The organism is Chryseobacterium phosphatilyticum (genome assembly GCF_002899825.2).
In the GTDB taxonomy this organism is placed as follows: Bacteria; Bacteroidota; Bacteroidia; order Flavobacteriales; family Weeksellaceae; genus Chryseobacterium; species Chryseobacterium phosphatilyticum.
Genome location: NZ_PPED02000001.1, coordinates 83,864 through 104,934 on the forward strand (window position 1 = coordinate 83,864; position 21,071 = coordinate 104,934).

Sequence of the window (21,071 nt, forward strand, 5' to 3'; positions counted from 1 at the left end):
ACCTAAGTTATGTATGCAGGTTACGAATAAAATTGTTGAGATCTTCATTTTTATCAACATCCAATTTTTGTTTTAATCGGTATTTGGTAACACTCACTGTTTTAGGATCTACTTTTAGAGCTGCCGCGATCTGATTGTTATCCATATTCATATAAATATAAGCTGCATATTTTAAATCAAGATTGGTGAGCTTTGTTTTAGTAATTTCATTGAGACGCTTAAAAAAGTTGGGATGTGTTTCCTGTATAATATTTCTGATCGTGTTGAAATTATTATCAACCAACTGTTCATTCTTTATCAAATGATGTAAGTTATTGTCTTTTTGTACATTTTCTTTCAATTCATTAATAAAATTGTTTTTATGTTCCAGTTGAATGGATGTGGCAAGGGCTTGTTTTTGGAGTTGCTCCTGTTTTAGGATGGAAAGTTCATGTTCCATTTTTAAATTTTCTCTTTCAGATTCCAGAAGACTGGTCGTTCTTTTATTCAGTTTTTGACGATAATATAACATAAAGAAGAGAAAGAAGAGACATGCAATTGCAAAGGCAATAGCGGTGATATACCATACTTGGTATTTTTGATACATTTTATTTCTCTCTGCCAGATTATTTTTTTCCTGCTCGGTCTGGTAAAAAGTTTCCAGTGACTTGGTATTATGGTTATATTGTAGTTTATCTTCTTCAAGAGTTGTTGCCATTACTTTCTTTTCATAGGCCAGCGCTTTATCATATAGATGTAGTTTTTCGTAAGCTTCAGATATATTTTGATAAATTGTAAGTTTAAGTATATTAGTCACTTCCTTATCTCCGGTCATAGACTCTGCTTTCAGATAGTATTCTAATGCGGTTGTATTATTTCTCATAAGAGCATACGTATAGCCTATATTATTATAGAGATTGACTAAGTAGAATTTATCATTATCAGTGTATAGTTGTAGCCCCTTGTCATAATTTGCCAGAGCCTCTGGATACTTTGCATTATTTAAGTAAATCAATCCGATATTGGTATAATAAAAAAACTGTAATCTTTTTTTTGCATTGGGATCCTGCACTTGTAAAGCAATGTTGAAGCTTCTGTCATAAGCTGCTTGCGCAGAATCATTATATTTTTTTTCTTGAGTAGTATCAAATTCATACGTGTAAAAATTACCTATATCATTATAACTGGAGCTTATTAAGATTTTATCCTTTGATTGCCTGGCAAAAGCATTGGCCAACGTATAATTTGCAAAATTCCTTTTTTCAGGACGATTTTGGTCTACAGCTGAAAATTTTAAATGATACAGAGTAGCAAGCATAAAATTTTCATTGGGGTGTTTTTTGAAAATACGGATACTCTTCTCCAGGGATTTAATGTATAAATCCCATTGATTTATTGTGGTATAATATGCTGCATAACCATATTCTACATAGGCAATATCAATTTCTTTCCCTGTTTTATCAGCAATTTCTTTTGCTTTTTGTAACGCTTTCAGAAGCAGGTTATTGCTGTCATGGTTATCAATAATTTTATAATAGAGGGAGAGGTAAACATACCCGATCACTTGCCTGGATTCATCGTTTGCTTTTAGAAACTTATTCTCGATAAGAACTTTAGTTTTTTTTAAATTTCTTCCAAATAAAAAGGCATTGAGCTCCTTGAGATCTTTATCATGGTCACTTTGAGCTGATGAAAAAACGGGAAGCAGAAGAAAAATAAAAACTGTAATATACCTTTTCATTTTCAAAATTTGATTTTTAATATTCTATTATTTGTGTTTTTTAGGATATAGATAGGTACGTATTTAGGTCAATCTGACTACGAAAGTGAAAAAATTTTATTCTATCGTATTTTTTCAGTTTTAATAATTACGCACCTTCTCTATTTTCTCTATTGTAAATATACGAATGGTTTGTTAAAATGATAGTAAAACAGTGGAGGTTGTAATGTGTTGATTTGTAACGCCGTGTGCGTGTTGTATATATATTGTATATGTCTCAGATTTCAAATGTATACAAATTGTCGTTCCTATAATTATTGTTAAACCGGTATTTAAAAGATATTTGTCAATATTGATGATATTGTGTTTGGTGACTTATTTTCAATATATGATGTCATACTTAATATTAAATTATAAATAATTGACGAGGCTAGAATGAATTTTAAGCACATACCTATAGGGACTTTAATACAGCAATTAGCCTCAGAAAATGAAGTAGGAATCGTGGAGATCTGTAATTTTTTACAATGCAGCAAAAAAGAAGTAGAACTTATGTACCAGGCCGAAAGCTTAGATACAGAAGTCATATTACAATGGAGCAAATTACTGAAATATGATTTTTTCAGAATCTATAGTAAACACTTAATTGTGTATGCTTCATTAGGCGCTTCTTCCGATTATAAATATACTCCAGAAAAGCAATCTGCAGTACCCGGATTCCGTAAAAGTATTTACACACCTGAAATTATTGAGTTTGTATTGGAACTTATTGAAACCGGTGAAAAAAGTAAACGCCAGATTATAGAAGAATACAGAATTCCTGAAACAACACTACACAAATGGATGGACAGAAACAAAAAATAGAACCTAATTATCAGAGAATCTATACTGATCTTATCAATAAAAAATTTCCCCATAAAATTGAAGAATGTAGAAAATTTTTAGAAAAGCCAAATTTATCAGCATTAGAAATTATTGCATTAAATAAAAAAATTTTTGGATGTACAGAAAAAAGTACGGGCAAACATAAATCTTATACAAAGACGGATATTCTGGAAATTTTGAATTACCAGAAAAAGAATAAATTAAATAATAAAGAAGTGGCAATCCATTTTTCTTTAAGCAGAAACTCTGTGGCCAAATGGAAAAAACAATTCCTGTAAATGTAAAATGATTTTTATTTAATTTTTATTCACCGGAATTTAGATGGTTATTGTTATATTTTATGTAATTTTTGAAGATAATCTACTAAAATTAATTACTTTTATCATAACAAAGTAAATAACTCGTTTTGGGAACAACTCGTAAACCTATTACCGCTTAGCATTAGCCTTAATAACCACAGGCTAATCATTCTTTTGTTTGGGTAATTCTACCTGAACAGGTTGTCATTTGAAACATATTATTAAAAACATTGCTCAAAAAAGCAATGGTATCGGCTATTTCTATTATCTGATCTCATGCATCAGGTAGTATCGTAATAGAATAATATGTAAAAACTAAACAAGAATCATAAGAATGGTAATAAGTAATGAGTCAACAACATATATGGGAGGTAAAAACCAGAAATACCCCCCTTCTAAAAAAGAAATGTAACCACTGTGATGGTGAAAGATTTTACTGCAGTGATAAATTTAGATTAAATGCTCAAAAAAAGAATATTGATATATGGCTGATTTACAGGTGTGTAAAATGTAAAAGCCGCTATAATATGACTTTGTTTTCCAGGATCAGGACAGAATCCATAACCAAAGAAATTTTTAATAAGTTTTCGGAAAACAATGTAGATCTTGCCTGGAAGTATGCATTTTCTTACGAAATCAGAAAGAAAAATAATGTGGAAGCTGATTTGGATAGTGTAGAATATGATATACTATATAGTGATATTTTAGAAGACATGGCGAAGCCGGATAATGAAGAGCTGATGTTTATAATAAAGTGTCCCCTTGAATTTGGGCTTAAAATTTCATCAGTTGTCAGAACCTGTCTGGGACTTTCATCAGGAAAACTGGATCAATTAATTGAAATGAATGCGATTTCGGTTCAGGAAAAATCTTTACAAAAAAAACATAAGATCAAAGATGGTGATATTGTTTATATAGATAAAGAAAAGCTTCTTTCGATCTGTAGTGCAAAGATTGTGTAATAACGTTTTCCGGAAATAGAATAGACCTGCATTTAATGTTGCACGCAGATAAACACTTCATTAGAGGGCTGTTCCGTCGTGGTACAGCCCTTTCTTATACTTTCAGAATTTTTCAGATGGATGTAAAATATTGATATGCTTTAATAAAGTTTGTTGTTCTGCCTCTGATTTTGTAAGACGAATAGCTTCTTCATAATGGGTGATTGCTAATTCATTGTTGATTTCCGTATATAAATAACCTAGTAATCCGTGATAATATTCATTGCCTTTAAGGTTGAGCTTTTCAGCTTCAATAATAGCTTTTTCATTCCCAAAGACTTTAGAAACAGCAAAGGTTCTGTTTAAGGCGGTAATAGGAGAGTACTCCATTATAACAAGCTGATTGTACAAATCTAAAATAGATTTCCATTTTTGTTGATTTGCCGGTGAAGTATGCCAATACGCGATAGCGGCTCCAAATGATATTTTGAAATTTCGATACTGCTTACTTCACAAGCCTTTACCAGATAATAATTACCTTTCTCTATCAGTTCACGATCCCAGCAAGCCTTATTTTGCTGATCAAAAAGAATTACTTCTCCCTGATGATCGATCCGGGCATCAAGCCGGGAACTTTGAAAACACATTAAAGCGAGTAAAGCATTAGTTTGGGTAGTATTTGTAAATGGATAATCTGTTAATATTAAAGTTAATCGGATCGCTTCCAGACAAAGGTCTTTACGAATTAAAATGCTATTGCTTCGCGAAAAATAGCCCTCATTAAACAATAGATACAATGTTTTTAATACAGTTTCAAGTCGTAGCAGGATATCCTTTTTGCTCAGTGATTCTATTTTAAAATGTCGTGTTCTAAGAACTTCTTTTCCTCTTTGTAAACGTTTTTTAATCGTTTCTGTTTTAGAAAGAAATGCATTAGCAATCTCTTCTACGCTGAAACCACACAAAATTTGGAGTGCTAAACTGATTTGTGTTTCCTGAGAATTAATGGGGTTACAAACCCAGAAGATCATTTCCAGTTGGCTATCCGAGATATTTTTGAAATCAAAATCAACCACTTGTGATAGTTCTGTATCATTAATTTTTGCTTGCTGTTGTATGTTTTTCTCAACAATAGCGCTATGTTTAAAATAATCTTTTGTCTTATTCTTTGCCACAGTATACAGCCATGCTGCAGGATTTTCCGGGAGCCCGTTTACCGCCCAATATTCTGAAGCTTTGAGAAATGTTTCACTGGCAATATCTTCTGCTATCTCAATATGCTTTATATTGAAAGATTTGCAAAGGACTGCCACAATTTTGCTGTACTCTGTCCTGAATAAATGCGGAGTTAATTCATTTGGATTCATCAAATTAAAACTAGATGGTATAATACTGGTAAATACAGAATGACGATTGAGTGTATATAACAGGGACCTATGGTTATGAAACCTAAGAAGAAAACTCATCCAGCATATCTGCCGAAGGAACGAAAAATAAAGTTCCTGTTTGAGCGCTGCTGAAATCAAGAATTCTGTCATAATTCCCCACCGGATCACCAATAAACATATTGGTCAGCATTTTTTCTACAGTACTGAAAGTACTTGCATAGCAGATAAAATAGGTTCCCATTTCATTAGTGGCCACATTTCCAAAGGGCATATTATCTCTTACTACCTTAAAATCATCTCCTACATTAGCTAATGCAATATGGGAATTTTTAGGTTTTACATCATCATCCATTTCTATATCCTGTTCTTTAGATCTTCCGATAACTTTTTCCTGATCCTCCACAGAAAGTGATTTCCATGCATTCATGTTGTGAATATATTTCTGAACAAAAAGATAACTGCCCCCGGCGTACTGAGGATCCCCTTCATTGATCACCGCAAAATAATCGCGATCTTGCCCGTGTGGGTTTTCAGTTCCATCTACAAAGCCAAGAATAGATCTGCTGTCCCAGTACCGGAATCCCTGAACCTCAACTACACAATTTGCAATATCTTTCATAAAATCAGAGATTGTAGAGGCCATATCGTATGCAAAACTTTTTTCATCCGCACGAATATGGAAATGCAGATCTCCCCGGGTACTCACAGCAGTATGTTTACTTCCTTTTATTTCTTCAAAACTTTTAAATTCTTTAGGTAATGGTGTAGGCAGTTCAAGCTCTGACCATGCCTCATATCCTATACCCATCACACAACTTGCTTTTGAATCTGGAAACCGGTCAAGCGCAGAATTATTAAGATTGGTGACCAGGGCACACATTCGCTGAAATACAGATTTTATTATAGAAGAATCTATTTCTTGTTTAAAATTCCAGACAAGAAAATAGGTGTTATTGTTTGGATAATCGGTGACATTTTGAGAATTCATTTTGTTCTGTGTTTCGTTTTTAGGCATTTCTGATTATTTCTAATAAATCAAATGTAATGAATGATCATGATACCTCATTACTGTATTCTTTAGATAAACAATTTATGACATTTTTTTCACAAATTATAGCAAAGACTTTTATATTTTTCTTCTTATACCAGCCTTAAAAATGAGTATTATTGTAATACAATTAAACTTCAGTAAAAGACGATGGAGCATTGGGAAATATTTCTCTTTTTTTTGATAATCGCTTTTGTGTATTCATCAGTGGGATTCGGTGGGGGATCAAGTTATCTTGCGGTTTTGGCCATGTATAATCTTCCGTATCAGGAAATACGGTTAACGGCCTTGATCTGTAATGTCATTGTTGTTGTGGGAGGAGTTTATATTTATATTAGAAATAAGCAAATAGATTGGAAGAAAGCAATCCCCATTACTTTCATGAGTGTTCCAATGGCGTACTTGGGTGCAATAGTAAAGATCAGTCAGGAAACGTTTTTTCTGATTTTAGGAGTTACTTTAATTATTGCAGCCATACTCTTATGGATAAAGACAGATACCAGATATGACGAAAAATCAATTGACGTCTCAAAACAATCTGTATCTGGAAACAGTATGTTGGGAGGAGGTATAGGCTTTCTTTCCGGATTGGTAGGGATTGGAGGTGGAATTTTTCTTTCTCCTCTGCTTAATCTTATGAAATGGGATACTCCAAGGAAGATTGCTGCTGTATCTAGTGTTTTTATTTTGGTGAATTCTATTTCAGGGATTTTCGGACAAGCATCCCAATTGACTGTAGGAATTGATTCTGTAAGAGTCATTAGTTTGTGTCTGGCCGTTTTTATTGGAGGACAAACAGGTTCCAGAATATCTCTCAAATGGAATCCTTTGGTTATAAAAAGAATGACAGCAGTTCTTGTCCTTGTAGCCGGGGTAAACGTCTTAATTAAATACTGGTAGACTAATTTAAAAGATAAAAATGAAACTAAAAATATTAGCTTTTGGAATTGTAAAAGACATTTTCGGAGCCTCAAAAAAAGAAATTGAAACAGAAAAAAGCCTTAGCGTAAAAGAATTGAAAATAGTACTGGAAGAAGAATTCCCGGACTTGAAAAAATTAAAATCTTACTTTGTTGCTCTGGATGAAGAATATGCAGAAGATGATCAGATGGTTAACAGTGCTCAAGAAATTGCAATAATACCTCCGGTAAGTGGGGGATAAAAGGATTAATTCACACGATCTTTCTTCAAGACTAAATAGAAACAAAATGATTGATATAAAAATAACGGATAATCCCTTAAGTATTACAGAATGCCTCAATGTAGCAAAGGATTTAGGTAGTGGGGGGATTGCCACCTTTATAGGAGCAGTTCGTAATATGACAAAAAATAAAAAGGTTCTACGTCTGGAATACGAATGCTATGAATCCATGGCTATCAGGGAAATCAAAAAGATCGTGGATCAGGCTGTAGCGCAATTTTCCGTTCGTAATGTGGTGGTTCATCATAGAACCGGAATTTTGTTTCCGGGTGATGCAGCTGTAATAATTGTTGTGGGTGACGGGCACAGAGATGCCGTTTTTGAGGCTTGCCGTTTCATCATTGATACTGTAAAGCAAACTGTTCCCATATGGAAGAAGGAAATTTTTGAAGATGGAGAAGAATGGGTTTCTGCTCATCCATAATTTTAGAGAGCTAAATTTCGTATATTTACTATATCAGATCATTCAGATATGAAAACCAATCTATTAGAAAATAAATCGGTACGTCAGATCGATATTATAAAAGTAAAAGGCAATGAAAATTTTCCTTCTACAGATGATATTGCTGTGGAAGAACCTTTGGAAATAAGGGTTTCCTATGGTCCAAAAGATCATAGAGAATCTAAAAATATATCGGTAACCATGAGAACTCCAGGTAATGATGATGAGCTGGCAGTAGGCTTTTTGTTTACTGAAGGAATTATTTCAGCCGATAATCAGATCAAGAGTGTACAACGCCCGGACGCTGATTGCTCAAGAAATCAGGATAATGTAATTATTATAAATCTGGCAGACGATTTCGTTCCTCAGTTGATGAAGACAGACCGGAATTTTTATACAACATCCAGTTGTGGAGTCTGTGGAAAAGGTTCTATAGAGTCTATCCGGACGGTAAGTTCATTTCATACTATGGAGAGAGAACCTCTTATAATACCGTTGGAAATTCTATATCAATTATCAGAAAACTTAAGATCTTTTCAGAATAACTTTAGTGCTACCGGGGGAATCCACGCTTCAGGTATTTTTGATAGCAGTGGAAGATTGCTGGCACTCAGAGAAGATGTTGGCAGGCATAATGCATTAGACAAATTGATTGGACATGCGCTGTTTACCAACCAACTTCCCCTGAAAAATATAATTTTGGTACTAAGTGGGAGAGCAAGTTTTGAACTGATTCAGAAGGCAGCGATGGCTGGTATCTCTGCAGTTGCTGCTATCGGTGCTCCTTCAAGTCTCGCAATAGATCTGGCAAAAGAATTTGATATAACATTGTTAGGGTTTCTTCGGGAAAACCGGTTTAATATTTATCACGAAAGTAACTCCCATAAAATAATTCGTGCATTCGTGGCAAAAAAGTAAAATGGGTCACAAATTTTAGTGGAAAAAAGAAATAAAGCAATGAAAATAAGAATAAAAGACAACTCAGTAAGATTTCGTTTAACTCAATCAGAGGTTGCAGAACTAGGTAAGAATGGTATTGTTTCCAGTGCGACTGAGTTTATCGACAGCCCTTTTATTTATATGATAGAAAAAACAGAGAATGATGTATTGTCTGCAGCTTTTATTGAAAACAGAATAGTGCTAAAGATGCCTGTGGCAATGATTGAAGAATTAGTGTCAACCGATATTGTTGGTTTCAGTGGTCAGACAGGTGCTGTAAGTCTCCTGATAGAAAAAGATTTTGTTTGCATAGACAATACCATGGAAGATCAGAGCGATAATTACCCGAATCCTAATCTTACATGCTAATCACTTAATACATATAAGAGGTTATGGAAGACAACAATAAAAAGAAAATAGAGGAGGAAATCAGCAAAGAACCTAATGCTGAGAATCCGTTTAGCCTGTTAGATCTGAAGCTGACACATGTAGAAAAAGCTGCAGCAGGAATGCCGGCAGTGTTGGCTGCTTTCAGTGATTTGTTTGAAGAAAGAACTCCTGTCAGAGGAATGAGAGCTTTGTTTAAAATGAATCAGATGGGTGGTTTCGACTGTCCAAGCTGTGCCTGGCCAGACCCCGATGATGAACGCTCAGTATTAGGGGAATATTGTGAGAACGGAGCGAAAGCCCTTGCAGAAGAAGCAACAACTAAGAGGGTGACTCCTGAGTTCTTTAAGCAAAATTCAGTATATGACCTCGCCCAATTGGATGATTATCAAATTGGAAAGATGGGAAGACTTACTGATCCCATGTATCTGGCTCCCGGGGCAACTCATTACGAGCCTATAAGTTGGGACAATGCTTTCAAAAAAATAGCAGATCATTTCAATGCGCTGGAATCGCCGGATGAAGCGGCTTTTTATACTTCAGGAAGAACCAGTAATGAGGCGTCATTTGTGTATCAGCTGTTTGCTAAAGAATTTGGAACGAATAATATGCCTGACTGTTCCAATATGTGTCATGAAACTTCAGGATCAGCACTACGCCCGACTATTGGAATAGGGAAGGGAACTGTAACCCTGGAAGATTTTTATGAAGCTGAGGTCATCATCATTATAGGACAAAACCCAGGAACGAATGCTCCAAGAATGATGAGTGCTTTAGCAAAAGGAAAGAAAAACGGAGCCAAAATTATTGCGGTCAATCCATTGCCGGAAGCTGGTTTAATGGGGTTCATTAATCCACAAAACGTGAAAGCTATTCTTACAGGTGGGGTACAGCTTGCAGATCTTTATTTACCCGTGAAAATCAATGGTGATATGGCGCTGTTAAAAGCTCTTGAACTCCTCTTAATAGAATTTGAAAAGAAAAATCCGGGTAAAGTTTTTGATGAAGAGTTTATTAGAGATAAAACGGTTGGATATGAAGAGTTTTTAAAACAATTTGATCATCTTAGGCTGGATGAACTGGCTGATCTGTCAGGAGTATCTAAGGAAGCTCTTTATCAGGCTGCAGAGATGATTGCTTTCAAAAAACGTATCATCGTCAGTTGGGGAATGGGGCTTACCCAGCAACCTAACGGAGTAGATATGATCAGGGAAATTCTTAATATCCTTTTACTTAAAGGAAGTATCGGTAAACCGGGAGCAGGAGTGTGCCCCGTTCGTGGTCACAGCAATGTACAGGGAAACAGAACCATGATGATTGACGAAAAACCTACTGATGAACAACTTGATCGTCTCGAAAACTTCTATGGATTTAAAATGCCCCGCAAACACGGATATGATGTTGTAAGAGCTATCAAGGCAATTCATGAGGAAAAAATAAAAGTAATGTTTTGTATGGGAGGAAACTTTTTGTCTGCAACGCCAGACACTACCTATACAGCAAATGCTCTGAGAAAGCTTAATCTGTTGGTATGTGTCTCAACCAAACTCAACAGAGGACATCTTGTTCATGGTAAAGAAGCACTGATTCTGCCAACTTATGGACGTAGTGATAAAGACATTGTAAACGGAGAAATACAGATTGTAAGTACTGAAAACTCAATGGGAGTGGTGCAGAGTTCAAAAGGGATGCTGGATGCCGTATCAGATAATTTAATCAATGAAACACAGATTGTATGCCGAATGGCCATGGCTACGCTGGGAAGCAGATCTGTAGTAGATTGGCAATTATATCATGATAGCTATGACGCTGTAAGGGATGCTATTGAACAGTGTATTCCTGGATTTACAGATTATAATGTTCGTGTAAGAGAAAAAGGGGGCTTCTATCTTCCGAATGCTGCAAGAGATGAACAAAGTTTTTCTAAAGAATTACGTGGCAGGGCTCCGTTTACTTTAACGGAAATACCGGATAATAGCCTTGAAGCAGATGAATACATGATGGCAACTACCCGTACCCATGATCAGTTTAATACCACTATTTATGGGCTTGATGACCGATACCGCGGAATTAAAAATGAACGACGTGTCATCTTTATGAACCAGAAAGATATTGATAAGGCCGGATTTAAAGCCGGAGATAAAGTGGATTTATACAACTTTGATGACGGTATAGAAAGAATTGCCCCATTGTTTATTATTGTTTCTTATCAGATTCCTGAAAAAAATACAGTTACCTATTTTCCGGAAACCAATGTACTGGTCTCTGTAAATAATGTGGTAAAAGAGAGCAATATGCCGGCCTCCAAATATGTTAAGATTAAAATAAAAAAACATAATCCTGAAGTCTATAAAAAAGTAGATCAGATGCTCTACAGAGGAGCTGTTCAAAGACCATGACCATCATAATCCGAGTATTACATGAAAAAAATACTGCCTTTGGCGTTCTTATTAATTTCAGGATGGCTATTTTGCCAGTCAGGATTCAAACTTAAAGTAAGCGGAGATGTTTCAAAGCTACTGGAACTGAATCTGACTGATTTATCAAAGATGCCCCGAAAAGAAGCTTCATTAAAAGATAAAGATGGGATTGTTCATAAATATGCCGGGGTTTCACTTTCTGAAATTTTATCTATGGCCGGTGTACCTTCAGGGAAAGACCTTCACGGTGAAAACCTTTCAAAGTATCTGTTGGCAAAGTGTTCTGACGGATACCAGGTTTTGTTTTCACTGGCAGAACTGGATGCTTCCATTGCAGATAAAAATGTAATTGTAGCCGATACCGTTGATGGAAAACTACTGCCTGAATCAAAAGGACCTCTTCGTCTTATTGTGGAAGGAGAGAAAAAACCGGCAAGAAGTTCTTACCAATTGGAAGCATTGACTGTGGGGCAGATTCAAAAATAATTTTTATATTGAAGACTTTACAAAGTTCGTATGATTATCAGGAAGAAGGAACACTGGTTCAAAATGCTTTTTGTATGGCACGGTTCGGTTTTACCGGGGCTGTTGCCACGTCTTTTTTTACTTTTTATTTTGTCTCTGGGAGTTGTATATTTACGTGGAATCATTTTTTCCTTTAAAATTCCACTTAATCCGGCTCCATTAACACTGTTTGGTTTTGTACTGGCTCTGTTTCTTGGTTTTCGGAACAATGTAAGTTATGAGAGATTCTGGGAAGGAAGAAAATTATGGGGAGCCTTATTGAATACGGCAAGATCATTAACCCGGCAGGCATTAACTCTTAAAAATTCAGATTGCAATACGGTTTCCGTTTCTGAGTTTATACAATTATTAGGTGCTTTTATTTTCGCATTAAAACATCAGTTAAGAGGAACGGATGCTCATGAGGATTTACAAAACAGACTTAAAGAAGACCAGCTTACAATTGTTGCCGCATCAAAATATAAACCCACAGTGATTATGAAATTAATGGCTGACTGGGTAAAAAAAATAAAGGATGAAGGTTGTATTGATTCTATTCAGCAGGCACGTTTTGATGAAAATTTTGATAAGCTTTCAGATATTGTAGGCGGATGTGAAAGAATTGTTTCAACCCCGATTCCATATAGCTATAGGGTTTTATTACATCGTACAGTATACATCTATTGTTTTTTATTACCGTTTGGCCTCGTAGATTCACTCAGGTGGTTTACTCCTCTTATTGTTGTGTTTATAGCATACACATTTGTAGCTTTTGAAGCCATTGCAGATGAAATTGAAGAACCTTTCGGTACAGAAGCTAACGATCTGGCTCTAAATAGTATGTCTGTTATGATTGCAGAAACCATTCATGAAATGGCGGGAGAACCAGTTGCAGCTTCCAAAAAAGTAACACAGAATATCATTGACTGATGTTGTAAAAACGGATATTGGGATGGAAAATACAGAAAAACCGGTTATTTATACCATTGGACATTCTGTTCATGATTGGGAACACTTTATAAAGATGTTGAATTCTTTCCATATAAAAGAACTTTTTGATATCCGACGATTTCCCGGGTCTAAAAAATATCCGTGGTTCAGCAAAGATAATCTTGAACGTATGCTGCCGGAAGATAGTATAGATTATTTGCATATGGAAGAGTTGGGAGGCAGAAGAAAAGTACAGCTCAATTCAGTGAATACCCGCTGGCGAAATGAATCCTTCCGTGGATATGCAGATTACATGCAAACCAACGAATTTGTACAGGCGATAGAAAAACTGGAAAATATTGCATTAAAAAAAACAACTGCCTTTATGTGTTCTGAAGCCGTCTGGTGGCGTTGTCACAGAGCTTTGGTTTCAGATTATTTAAAAGTCAAAGGGTGGAATGTTAAACACATAATGAATGTCAATAAGGTGGAAGAGCATTCCTACACTTCCCCTGCAAGGGTATGGGATGGTCAAGTTTTCTATTCTGATGTAGGTTTGTTTGACTAGTTAAAAGCCATGTATCGCAAAAAAAATCGTAATTAAGTGTATGGAAACAAAATTCAAAACAGGAGATAAGGTAAGCTGGAATTCAGAAGCAGGCAGGGTATCGGGAACAATTATAAAGGTTCACACCAAAGACTTCGATTATAAAGGATATACCCATCGTGCGAGTGAAGATGATCCGCAATATGAAATTAAAAGCGATAAGTCTGATCACATTGCAGCCCACAAAGGTTCTGCTCTTACCAAAATTCAATAGGGTTTATGGATGTATTTTTCCCACACCGTCTTTCAACGAAAATACTTCTTTATCAGGAAAAGCTTTTTTTATGATCACAGCAGCTTCTCTGCTACGTTTTCCGGATTGACAGTACACAACAATAGGTTGGGAAATAGAAGAAATAACAGGTAAATAATTTTGCAGCTCTTCCAGCGGAAAATTGTTCCCTCCAATATTGAAATCCTCATGCTCATGTGGAGTACGAACATCGATAATCTGAAATTTTTCTCGTTCCAGGGTTAACTGATCGAAAGAAATAAACTCAACAACTTGAGGTAGGCAGGTAATGGGGGAAGATGTCTTCTTCAGTTTTACAATTTGTGTTCTGCCACTTATAACATCCATCATCCATAATTTTCCTGCCAGAAGATCATTCGATTGTGTTATATATTTTATCGCTTCATTAGCCTGCATACATCCTACGATTCCTGCCAGTGTAGGAATCACACCACCTTCTTTGCAATTGGGAACCTGTGAATCTTCTACATCAGCGAAAACATCTCGATAATTAGGTGAATAGGTGTTGTCTTTTTGTAAAACATTCCAGATGCTTACCTGTCCCTCATATTGATAAATAGCCCCATACACTAAAGGTTTTCCGGCTAATACACACGCATCGTTCAGCAGGCATTTTGTTTCAAAATTGTCTGTTCCTTCAATGATCAGATCAAACTCTGAAATAAGTTCCATAATATTGGAAGAAGAGACTCTGAGACGGTAGGGAATAATAGATACAGAAGGATTTTGTAATTGAAGCTTTTGTGCTGCTATGTCTACTTTGTAAGCTCCGATATCATTCGGGTTATATAAAATCTGACGGTGCAGATTACTCAAAGAAACTGTATCATCATCTGCGATACCTATAGTTCCTACTCCTGAAGAAGTAAGATATTGAGCACACGGACAGCCAAGACCTCCCAATCCTACAATCAGGACTTTTGCGTTAGCAAGCTTTTCCTGAGAAGAATCTCCAAATCCGGGTAAAGCAATCTGACATTGGTAACGTTCAAAAGAGTCATTCATAAATTTTGCTTTTTTATGGAAACAGGATCATTTTTAAAATCATATATGATGTAATCTTATAGTTGCGAATGCAGGAATTATTTTAAATCCTGAGTCAAAATTATCAACTTTTAACCCTCATGGGATTGCATTATCTCTTTAAAATTTCACTCGCTTTCAAAGCATCTTCAGGGGTATTTACATTCATCAAAGCATCAGGGTTTTCTGGTTTTAGAATAAGGGTATCGCTATTGATTAAAACCTTTCTTGGGCATGTATTTCCTATGCCTAGAAAATTCAGCAGTAAAGGGTAGCTTTTGGGTTCCCAGATCGTAATTAATGGTTCAGGCAATCCATCAAAAGGACTTTCATAAGTAGTTGCTGCTTTTTCAGGATCTCTGGATTGTATCAAAAGCTCTAATGATTTCTTGTCCAGCAACGGAAGATCACAAGCTACGACAAGCCATGCCTTATCTCTCTGGGCACGTAGGGCAGAAAGAATTCCTCCGAAAGGCCCCATATTCAGAAAGGTATCAGGAAGAGGATAATAATGAGGATCAATATCTACCATCTGATCTTGTCTGCACGAAATAAAAACTTCGGTACAGAATGGAGCCAGTAAATCAGCAGCAAAATACCGTTGTTCTTTTCCGTGCCAGTTCAGAAGATCCTTAGCGGTCCCCATTCTTCTGCTCTTCCCCCCGGCCAGAACAAGCCCGTTGAGTAACGGAATTGTATTATGCTCTTTTGAAATCATTTTTTCCACCTGATTTTTCGATTAATTTAATTTCTTTAATGATAATATTGTGACTCAAAGCTTTGCACATGTCATAAATGGTTAATGCTGCAATAGAAGCGCCTGTCAGGGCTTCCATTTCCACTCCTGTTTTAGATTCAATAGTTGTGGTACATTCTATGACGATTTCACGATTTTCATTGAGCTCTATCTGAAGGTTGCAATGATCAAGTCCTATAGAATGGCAGAGAGGAATGAGATCACTCGTTTTTTTAGCGCCCATAATGCCCGCTATCGTGGCAATCTGGAAGACGGAACCTTTTTTTGTAGTAAAACGGTCTTGTTGTAAAGCTTCCAAAATATTTTGGGGTAAAGAAATAATGGCTTGTGCAACAGCTTTTCTTCGCGTTATATTTTTGCCACCAATATCTACAATAGCTGGTTGGCCGTTTTTATCAAGATGAGTAAATTCTGACATATATTTTTTTTTACTACAGATGTGAATATTTGTTGGCCACGGATTCACGAATTTTTTAATAAATGCATTAAGTAGATGCTTTTACTGGAACAATCTCAGTCCTATTGATTAAACATGTCCTTATTTTTTACTTACAAATTCATATCATTCGTGTATTAGTGACGTTATTATCTGCAAAATTTTAAAGTTCTCATTTATTTGTTTGTGGTTGATGCATGAAATTTTTATCTGTATGCGCTAATTTATCAATTTGTATTATTCTATGTTTCTATGTGGTAAAAAATATAACCCTACAGAAACATAGAATATCAGTAACATTTTCACATTATTTTAATCATTATACTTCCATGTTTTATAGACTTCCCCTTTTTTAAAGCAATTCTGTTCCAAAGGCAACTCTATAAAAGCATCGGTTTCAGCCAAATGGGAAAAATCTCCTGAACCATTCGTATTCACCGATTCAGCAGTAAGTTGCCCTGATTCATTTACTTTTAGTTTTACCTGTGCAAAATACTGAAGCGGAAATTGAAAGTCGATATCATTTTGTAATACAGCAAATTGATAAGAATCTTCCCTGATTTCCAATGACGTCTTCAGCCACGGAATAAAATACCGGTGAAGGCACATAAATACTGAAACAGGATTTCCCGGAAAAGCAAATATCAATTTTTTGTTCCGGGCTTTACCAAACCAGAAAGGTTTTCCTGGTCTTTGCTTAATTTTATGAAAGAGTTTTTCTATTCCAAGTTCTTCACAGACTTGAGGCAGATAATCAAATTTTCCCATCGAAACACCTCCGGTCATCAAAAGAACATCATATTCATCAATACAACGGATAAGTTCTTTTTTTATCTCTTCATAATGATCATCAAGATGGAGGGTATCCGCATCAATATTATACTTTTTTAAAACAGATTGTACTGTAATACCATTGGATCGCCTTAGCTGATAGGGACTGGGAATCTTTTCCGGACGTATCATTTCATCTCCCGTGGAAATGATAATGATGTTGGGTAGTTTTTTAACTGATATTCTTGTTTTTCCAATTGACGCTGCAATTCCTATGATGGCAGGAGTAATAATCTGATGGGCTTTTACCAGAATTTCGCCTTCTTTTTTATCTTTCCCTTTCAGGTGGATATTTTGCCCTTTTTTACTATTAATATTAACTTTTGCTATTCCACTATCGATAGAGATATCCTCATATCTGATCACTGTATCAACGGTATGGTCGAGAGCCGCTCCGGTCATGATTTCAATACATTCTTCCTCCAGGTCAATAGCAACAGAAGGTTCACCCGCAGATTGTACAGCCTTAATAACAAAAGAACGATTTCCCTTTTCATAAGAACTATGGCATATGGCAATTCCATCCACGGTCGGCCGGTCAAAAGGAGGTAAATCGCGGTCTGCTATGAGATCTTCTGCGAGAATTCTTCCTAAAGCCTGTTCATAGGGAATATATTCTTTTCCAAAATCCTGGTTTTGGGAAAGTATAATGTCTTCTGCTTGTTGTACGGTGATCATTTCCATAGTTATCCTCCTATTGTGGCCATAGACTGATGAAGTGATGCTGGGGTAAGATTCAACTTTTCAGCTTCCCATCCGTCTTTTGGTTTTTTATGTATGCTGTTGATAATTATATTTTTAAGTTCTTCATTGTTTTTTCCGGTTCGGATTTCATCTTTTAAATTGATGCCACCATCTTCGTACAAACAATTTCTTAATACCCCTGAAGGAGTAATCCTGACTCGGTTGCAATCTCCACAAAATGAACGTGTATACGCTGCTATGATGCCAACATCTCCTGCAAATCCGGGAATTTTATAATTATAGGACGTAGACCCTTTGGGATCCGATATTTTTTCCATGTCTGGAAAATGATTTTTGATATGATGGTAAATTTGCGAATAATTCCACTTTAAAGAGGCTTGGGTATTATTACCATTAAAAGGCATTTCTTCAATAAAACGAACATCTGCCGGAAGGTCTCTTGTGAGCTTTACCAAAGGAATGATGTCCTCAATATTTTGCCCTTCCATGACCACCGTATTGATTTTTACTTTGATCTCATATTGTAATAAGCGATCTAGAGTTTTCATTACTTTATCAAAACTTTTTCGGCGTGTTATTGTGAAAAAACGTTCTTCATTCAACGTATCAAGGCTCAGATTGATAGATTGTATTCCAAATTCTTTAAGCTTCGGAATGTATTGTTCAGTAAGAAGCCCATTTGTTGTTATGCTCAGATCATTAAGCCCGTCCAGACGGGATATTTTTCCAATAAGATCAATGACATTTTTTCTTACAAATGGTTCTCCACCAGTAATTCTGATCTTATTAACTCCAAGTTCCGTAAAAATAGAACATAATCTGAGCATTTCTTCATCGGTCATCAGTTCATTTTGTTTAATCCATGAAAGACCGTTTTCCGGCATACAGTACGTACAACGGAGGTTGCATCGGTCTACAACGGCGAGCCTGAGATAGTTAATATGTCTTCCGAATTTATCTGTTAACATGGGATGGAAAATATGAACTTTATACAAATATACTTATTGTTTTTACGACAAGCCAAAAATCTCTATATTGATCTGAGGTAAGTTGAATCTTGGTTTTAAGTGACTGTAAATAAGCCTATAGTAGTGTTTGTTTAGTTTTTTTTCTACTTTACAGAACATCTGATTCATGATATTTTGTATTAAAAGATGACAGTCCTGTCACAGTTCTTGATATTCACAGACCACACAGACTAAGTATCTTTGTACCCATTAATGTATGTAACGAATATTTCATAAATTAGTATGGAATATAACAGGACTCTGTAGTAAAAGAATGTATGATAATAGATAAAGCACGGATAAATAAAAACTCAGTAGAAGAAGTGTACAACCAGGGGATAGACGTGGTTTTTCAGGATGAAATCAATGCTGAATCACTCAACTTCTTTCCTGACAATTCTTTTACAATTATCTTAATTGATCAATGTGATCATGGGAAATGCATTACGGATCTTGGCAAATACGATCTTAGAGATCAGCAACTGTTTATTCATCTTCCTAAAAGAGATTATAAGTGGGATTTGCCTCTCCATACAGTAGGGCGAAGATTGATTATCAAAGATTCTGTACTTAAGACTTTCTCGCCAACACTGAAATTTACTTTTTCTTCTTACAGTAAATTTGAAATGATACAACCTGATGAAGAAACATATCATCGGTTCAGTATAGAATTTAATGCAATACGGAAAGAAATTCTCGCAGATAATGTTTTTCCGGAACTTATCAATGCGAGGGTGCGTCTTTTGGCGCTCATTATTAATTTATGGGTAGAACATGCCTACGGAAATAAAGCATTGAATACTCCCGATAATCTTGCATTCCGTTTTCATATGCTGGTTGATAAAAACTTTAAAAACCAGAAAAATGTGGCTTTTTATGCTCAGGAATTATGTATTACACCAAATTATCTGGGTGTAATCTGTAGAAAACAATATGTGGTATCACCGTTGGAGTTTATTAAAGAACGAATTATTCTGGAAGCCAAAAATTTACTCCATAGTTCTGATAAATCAATTAAGGAAATTGCTTTTGAATTAGGATTCCGGAATTTTTCTCACTTTTCCTATCTTTTCAGAATGAAAACTGGTTCAACGCCAAAAGCTTATCGTGAAAAATTAGCAGAAACAGGTTCTCATTCTGATTACAATATTAAAAGATAGATATAATTTTACTTTCAAAAGTTATCAAAGAATCAGCTGTTGGAAAGAAAAATCGGGGTTACGCATTTCGATTTCGTTGAGGGATGATGAAATTTGGGCTTCTTTGGCATAGATAAACATTTGTTGTTCATAATTGTCAATAGCATCCTGCACACAGGTATATATTCCATTCGTTAAATTATTGGATAATATCAAAGCATCCTTCAATCCGATGTTAACTCCCTGACCTGCAAATGGAGGCATCATATGAGCTGCATCACCAATAAGAGTAATAGGCAGGGGACGATTGTGTTTCCAAGGTTTATTCACAGGAAATTTTCTGGTAGGCAGACACCAAAAAGATAAGGTTGACTGGAATAAATCTCTATAATGATGATCCCAATCAGAAAACTTTTCCAACAGGAATTCACGAATGCTGTGATCATCTTTAGATGCGAAGGTATAATCATCAGAATTTTTTAAAATAATACCATAGCTTAGTGCTCCGTTATTGTTAGGATTAATTACAATTAAGGTACCTTGATAAGCAGTCATTAATCTTTTGCCATTACATAATTTATAAAATTCAGGACATTCTTTTTCAGGATCCGGAATATCACCTTGAATGATGAGCGTTCCTGTATCTTCAACTTGTGTGTCTGTAACGAACTCTCTTATAGCAGACATTCCGCCATTAGCTACTATAATGAAGTCTGCAATCGCTTGTGTACCATTTTCAAAAGACAAGACCCATTGGTTATCATGAATTTCAACATTCATACATTTTCGATCCCATACAACCGTGTTGTCTGCTAAGCTATCCAGTAACATCGTTCTTAGATTATTTCTGTTGATTTCAGGGTTATCATATTGATTTTCAGGAGTGATTTTTTTTTGTAAACAGAGTATTAAGCTGATGGTCAGTAATGGTTACTCCCATAGGTATTGCCATTTTATAGTAAGTGTCCAGTAATCCGGCTTTTTTCATAGCCTCCTGACCAGTACCTTTATGGAGATCCAATGTACCTCCAAAAATCCTGGCATACTGATCTTTATCTCTTTCGTAAACGGAGACATTAACGTTTTGCTGTTGAAGTAATCTGGCTATTGTAAGCCCAACCGGACCTGCTCCGATAACGGCTACTTTTTTATTATGTAGTATCATAGTTTTATATTATTATATATTGATACAAAATTGCATGATGTTTTAGGAATAAAATAATTATATTA

At 35.6% G+C, this 21,071-nt stretch carries 21 protein-coding genes and 2 pseudogenes; 14 read left to right on the top strand and 9 right to left on the bottom strand.

The window, feature by feature from the left end; genetic code table 11:
* Window positions 1-7: 7 nt before the first annotated feature.
* The gene (locus C1631_RS00360) at window positions 8-1,720 is read right to left on the bottom strand and encodes a LuxR C-terminal-related transcriptional regulator (RefSeq protein WP_109709675.1); all 1,713 of its coding nucleotides are present in this window, start codon (window positions 1,718-1,720) and stop codon (window positions 8-10) included.
* 414 nt (window positions 1,721-2,134) lie between these two features.
* Between C1631_RS00360 and C1631_RS00365 the strand changes: the two genes are divergently transcribed.
* From C1631_RS00365 to C1631_RS00375, 3 genes are all read left to right on the top strand, one after another.
* Entirely contained in the window at window positions 2,135-2,563 is a 429-nt protein-coding gene (locus C1631_RS00365) for a YfdX family protein (protein WP_103249043.1), read from the top strand.
* Window positions 2,539-2,862, top strand: a complete 324-nt coding sequence (locus C1631_RS00370; RefSeq protein WP_103249044.1) for a transposase — start codon at window positions 2,539-2,541, stop codon at window positions 2,860-2,862. Before C1631_RS00365 ends, C1631_RS00370 begins: the two co-directional genes overlap by 25 nt.
* 368 nt (window positions 2,863-3,230) lie before the next feature.
* Entirely contained in the window at window positions 3,231-3,845 is a 615-nt protein-coding gene (locus tag C1631_RS00375) for a DUF1062 domain-containing protein (protein ID WP_103248928.1), read from the top strand.
* Between the two features lie 102 nt (window positions 3,846-3,947).
* On the opposite strand, the pseudogene C1631_RS00380 reads toward C1631_RS00375, so the two are convergent.
* Window positions 3,948-5,191 (bottom strand): annotated as a pseudogene (locus C1631_RS00380) (RNA polymerase sigma factor).
* 82 nt (window positions 5,192-5,273) lie between these two features.
* On the bottom strand, window positions 5,274-6,200 hold the full coding sequence (locus C1631_RS00385; RefSeq protein WP_103248931.1) for a Dyp-type peroxidase: 927 nt from the start codon (window positions 6,198-6,200) through the stop codon (window positions 5,274-5,276).
* A 210-nt stretch (window positions 6,201-6,410) separates the two neighbouring features.
* On the opposite strand from C1631_RS00385, the gene C1631_RS00390 reads away from it, so the two are divergent.
* From C1631_RS00390 to C1631_RS00435, 10 genes are read left to right on the top strand one after another with little or no spacing between them, the layout of a single operon-like run.
* Complete coding sequence (locus C1631_RS00390; RefSeq protein WP_109709677.1) at window positions 6,411-7,160, top strand: sulfite exporter TauE/SafE family protein; 750 nt, start codon at window positions 6,411-6,413, stop codon at window positions 7,158-7,160.
* Window positions 7,161-7,179: 19 nt separating this feature from the next.
* A complete protein-coding gene (locus tag C1631_RS00395) occupies window positions 7,180-7,422 on the top strand; it encodes a MoaD/ThiS family protein (RefSeq protein ID WP_109709679.1) in 243 nt (80 codons plus the stop codon).
* Between the two features lie 46 nt (window positions 7,423-7,468).
* Window positions 7,469-7,885, top strand: a complete 417-nt coding sequence (locus C1631_RS00400; RefSeq protein WP_109709681.1) for a molybdenum cofactor biosynthesis protein MoaE — start codon at window positions 7,469-7,471, stop codon at window positions 7,883-7,885.
* A gap of 48 nt (window positions 7,886-7,933) precedes the next feature.
* Window positions 7,934-8,821 carry a formate dehydrogenase accessory sulfurtransferase FdhD gene (gene fdhD / locus C1631_RS00405; RefSeq protein ID WP_109709682.1) on the top strand — a complete coding sequence of 296 codons (888 nt, stop codon included), beginning with the start codon at window positions 7,934-7,936 and terminating at the stop codon, window positions 8,819-8,821.
* 39 nt (window positions 8,822-8,860) lie between these two features.
* Window positions 8,861-9,211, top strand: a complete 351-nt coding sequence (locus C1631_RS00410; RefSeq protein ID WP_103249749.1) for a DUF7009 family protein — start codon at window positions 8,861-8,863, stop codon at window positions 9,209-9,211.
* A 23-nt stretch (window positions 9,212-9,234) separates the two neighbouring features.
* Window positions 9,235-11,628, top strand: coding sequence for an FdhF/YdeP family oxidoreductase (locus C1631_RS00415; protein ID WP_109709684.1), 2,394 nt, complete (start codon window positions 9,235-9,237; stop codon window positions 11,626-11,628).
* A gap of 21 nt (window positions 11,629-11,649) precedes the next feature.
* A complete protein-coding gene (locus C1631_RS00420; protein WP_109709686.1) occupies window positions 11,650-12,135 on the top strand; it encodes a molybdopterin-dependent oxidoreductase in 486 nt (161 codons plus the stop codon).
* 30 nt (window positions 12,136-12,165) lie between these two features.
* Entirely contained in the window at window positions 12,166-13,083 is a 918-nt protein-coding gene (locus tag C1631_RS00425; RefSeq protein WP_103249603.1) for a bestrophin family protein, read from the top strand.
* A gap of 22 nt (window positions 13,084-13,105) precedes the next feature.
* Window positions 13,106-13,651: a DUF488 domain-containing protein gene (locus C1631_RS00430; RefSeq protein WP_103249605.1), complete on the top strand. Its 546-nt coding sequence runs from the start codon at window positions 13,106-13,108 to the stop codon at window positions 13,649-13,651.
* Window positions 13,652-13,691: 40 nt separating this feature from the next.
* Window positions 13,692-13,904: a hypervirulence associated TUDOR domain-containing protein gene (locus C1631_RS00435; protein ID WP_109709688.1), complete on the top strand. Its 213-nt coding sequence runs from the start codon at window positions 13,692-13,694 to the stop codon at window positions 13,902-13,904.
* Window positions 13,905-13,907: 3 nt separating this feature from the next.
* Here the strand turns inward: C1631_RS00435 and C1631_RS00440 are convergent, their stop codons facing one another.
* The 5 genes from C1631_RS00440 to moaA all read right to left on the bottom strand — a co-directional run bounded on the left by C1631_RS00440 (window position 13,908) and on the right by moaA (window position 18,663).
* Window positions 13,908-14,948 (bottom strand): HesA/MoeB/ThiF family protein, encoded by a 1,041-nt coding sequence (locus C1631_RS00440; RefSeq protein ID WP_109709690.1) that lies wholly within the window; start codon window positions 14,946-14,948, stop codon window positions 13,908-13,910.
* Window positions 14,949-15,078: 130 nt separating this feature from the next.
* Entirely contained in the window at window positions 15,079-15,684 is a 606-nt protein-coding gene (locus C1631_RS00445) for an NTP transferase domain-containing protein (protein WP_109709692.1), read from the bottom strand.
* Complete coding sequence (gene moaC, locus C1631_RS00450; protein WP_109709693.1) at window positions 15,665-16,141, bottom strand: cyclic pyranopterin monophosphate synthase MoaC; 477 nt, start codon at window positions 16,139-16,141, stop codon at window positions 15,665-15,667. Before moaC ends, C1631_RS00445 begins: the two co-directional genes overlap by 20 nt.
* A gap of 330 nt (window positions 16,142-16,471) precedes the next feature.
* Entirely contained in the window at window positions 16,472-17,674 is a 1,203-nt protein-coding gene (locus C1631_RS00455; protein ID WP_109709695.1) for a molybdopterin molybdotransferase MoeA, read from the bottom strand.
* 2 nt (window positions 17,675-17,676) lie between these two features.
* Complete coding sequence (gene moaA / locus C1631_RS00460; RefSeq protein WP_109709697.1) at window positions 17,677-18,663, bottom strand: GTP 3',8-cyclase MoaA; 987 nt, start codon at window positions 18,661-18,663, stop codon at window positions 17,677-17,679.
* Window positions 18,664-18,980: 317 nt separating this feature from the next.
* On the opposite strand from moaA, the gene C1631_RS00465 reads away from it, so the two are divergent.
* Complete coding sequence (locus C1631_RS00465) at window positions 18,981-19,862, top strand: helix-turn-helix domain-containing protein (RefSeq protein ID WP_109709699.1); 882 nt, start codon at window positions 18,981-18,983, stop codon at window positions 19,860-19,862.
* A gap of 24 nt (window positions 19,863-19,886) precedes the next feature.
* Here C1631_RS00465 and C1631_RS00470 read toward each other — a convergent pair.
* Window positions 19,887-21,006, bottom strand: a pseudogene (locus C1631_RS00470) (FAD-dependent oxidoreductase).
* Window positions 21,007-21,071 lie beyond the last annotated feature (65 nt).

What these genes read in the sequence shown, in the direction of transcription:
- C1631_RS00410 (WP_103249749.1), top strand. Translation starts at nt 8,861, where the DNA reads ATGAAAATAAGAATAAAAGACAACTCAGTAAGATTTCGTTTAACTCAA.
- C1631_RS00400 (WP_109709681.1), top strand. Translation starts at nt 7,469, where the DNA reads ATGATTGATATAAAAATAACGGATAATCCCTTAAGTATTACAGAATGC.
- C1631_RS00370 (WP_103249044.1), top strand. Translation starts at nt 2,539, where the DNA reads ATGGATGGACAGAAACAAAAAATAGAACCTAATTATCAGAGAATCTAT.
- C1631_RS00440 (WP_109709690.1), bottom strand. Translation starts at nt 14,948, where the DNA reads ATGAATGACTCTTTTGAACGTTACCAATGTCAGATTGCTTTACCCGGA.
- C1631_RS00425 (WP_103249603.1), top strand. Translation starts at nt 12,166, where the DNA reads ATGATTATCAGGAAGAAGGAACACTGGTTCAAAATGCTTTTTGTATGG.
- moaC (WP_109709693.1), bottom strand. Translation starts at nt 16,141, where the DNA reads ATGTCAGAATTTACTCATCTTGATAAAAACGGCCAACCAGCTATTGTA.
- C1631_RS00445 (WP_109709692.1), bottom strand. Translation starts at nt 15,684, where the DNA reads ATGATTTCAAAAGAGCATAATACAATTCCGTTACTCAACGGGCTTGTT.
- C1631_RS00360 (WP_109709675.1), bottom strand. Translation starts at nt 1,720, where the DNA reads ATGAAAAGGTATATTACAGTTTTTATTTTTCTTCTGCTTCCCGTTTTT.
- C1631_RS00465 (WP_109709699.1), top strand. Translation starts at nt 18,981, where the DNA reads ATGATAATAGATAAAGCACGGATAAATAAAAACTCAGTAGAAGAAGTG.
- C1631_RS00375 (WP_103248928.1), top strand. Translation starts at nt 3,231, where the DNA reads ATGAGTCAACAACATATATGGGAGGTAAAAACCAGAAATACCCCCCTT.
- moaA (WP_109709697.1), bottom strand. Translation starts at nt 18,663, where the DNA reads ATGTTAACAGATAAATTCGGAAGACATATTAACTATCTCAGGCTCGCC.
- C1631_RS00385 (WP_103248931.1), bottom strand. Translation starts at nt 6,200, where the DNA reads ATGAATTCTCAAAATGTCACCGATTATCCAAACAATAACACCTATTTT.
- C1631_RS00420 (WP_109709686.1), top strand. Translation starts at nt 11,650, where the DNA reads ATGAAAAAAATACTGCCTTTGGCGTTCTTATTAATTTCAGGATGGCTA.
- C1631_RS00395 (WP_109709679.1), top strand. Translation starts at nt 7,180, where the DNA reads ATGAAACTAAAAATATTAGCTTTTGGAATTGTAAAAGACATTTTCGGA.
- C1631_RS00435 (WP_109709688.1), top strand. Translation starts at nt 13,692, where the DNA reads ATGGAAACAAAATTCAAAACAGGAGATAAGGTAAGCTGGAATTCAGAA.
- C1631_RS00430 (WP_103249605.1), top strand. Translation starts at nt 13,106, where the DNA reads ATGGAAAATACAGAAAAACCGGTTATTTATACCATTGGACATTCTGTT.
- fdhD (WP_109709682.1), top strand. Translation starts at nt 7,934, where the DNA reads ATGAAAACCAATCTATTAGAAAATAAATCGGTACGTCAGATCGATATT.
- C1631_RS00415 (WP_109709684.1), top strand. Translation starts at nt 9,235, where the DNA reads ATGGAAGACAACAATAAAAAGAAAATAGAGGAGGAAATCAGCAAAGAA.
- C1631_RS00455 (WP_109709695.1), bottom strand. Translation starts at nt 17,674, where the DNA reads ATGGAAATGATCACCGTACAACAAGCAGAAGACATTATACTTTCCCAA.
- C1631_RS00390 (WP_109709677.1), top strand. Translation starts at nt 6,411, where the DNA reads ATGGAGCATTGGGAAATATTTCTCTTTTTTTTGATAATCGCTTTTGTG.
- C1631_RS00365 (WP_103249043.1), top strand. Translation starts at nt 2,135, where the DNA reads ATGAATTTTAAGCACATACCTATAGGGACTTTAATACAGCAATTAGCC.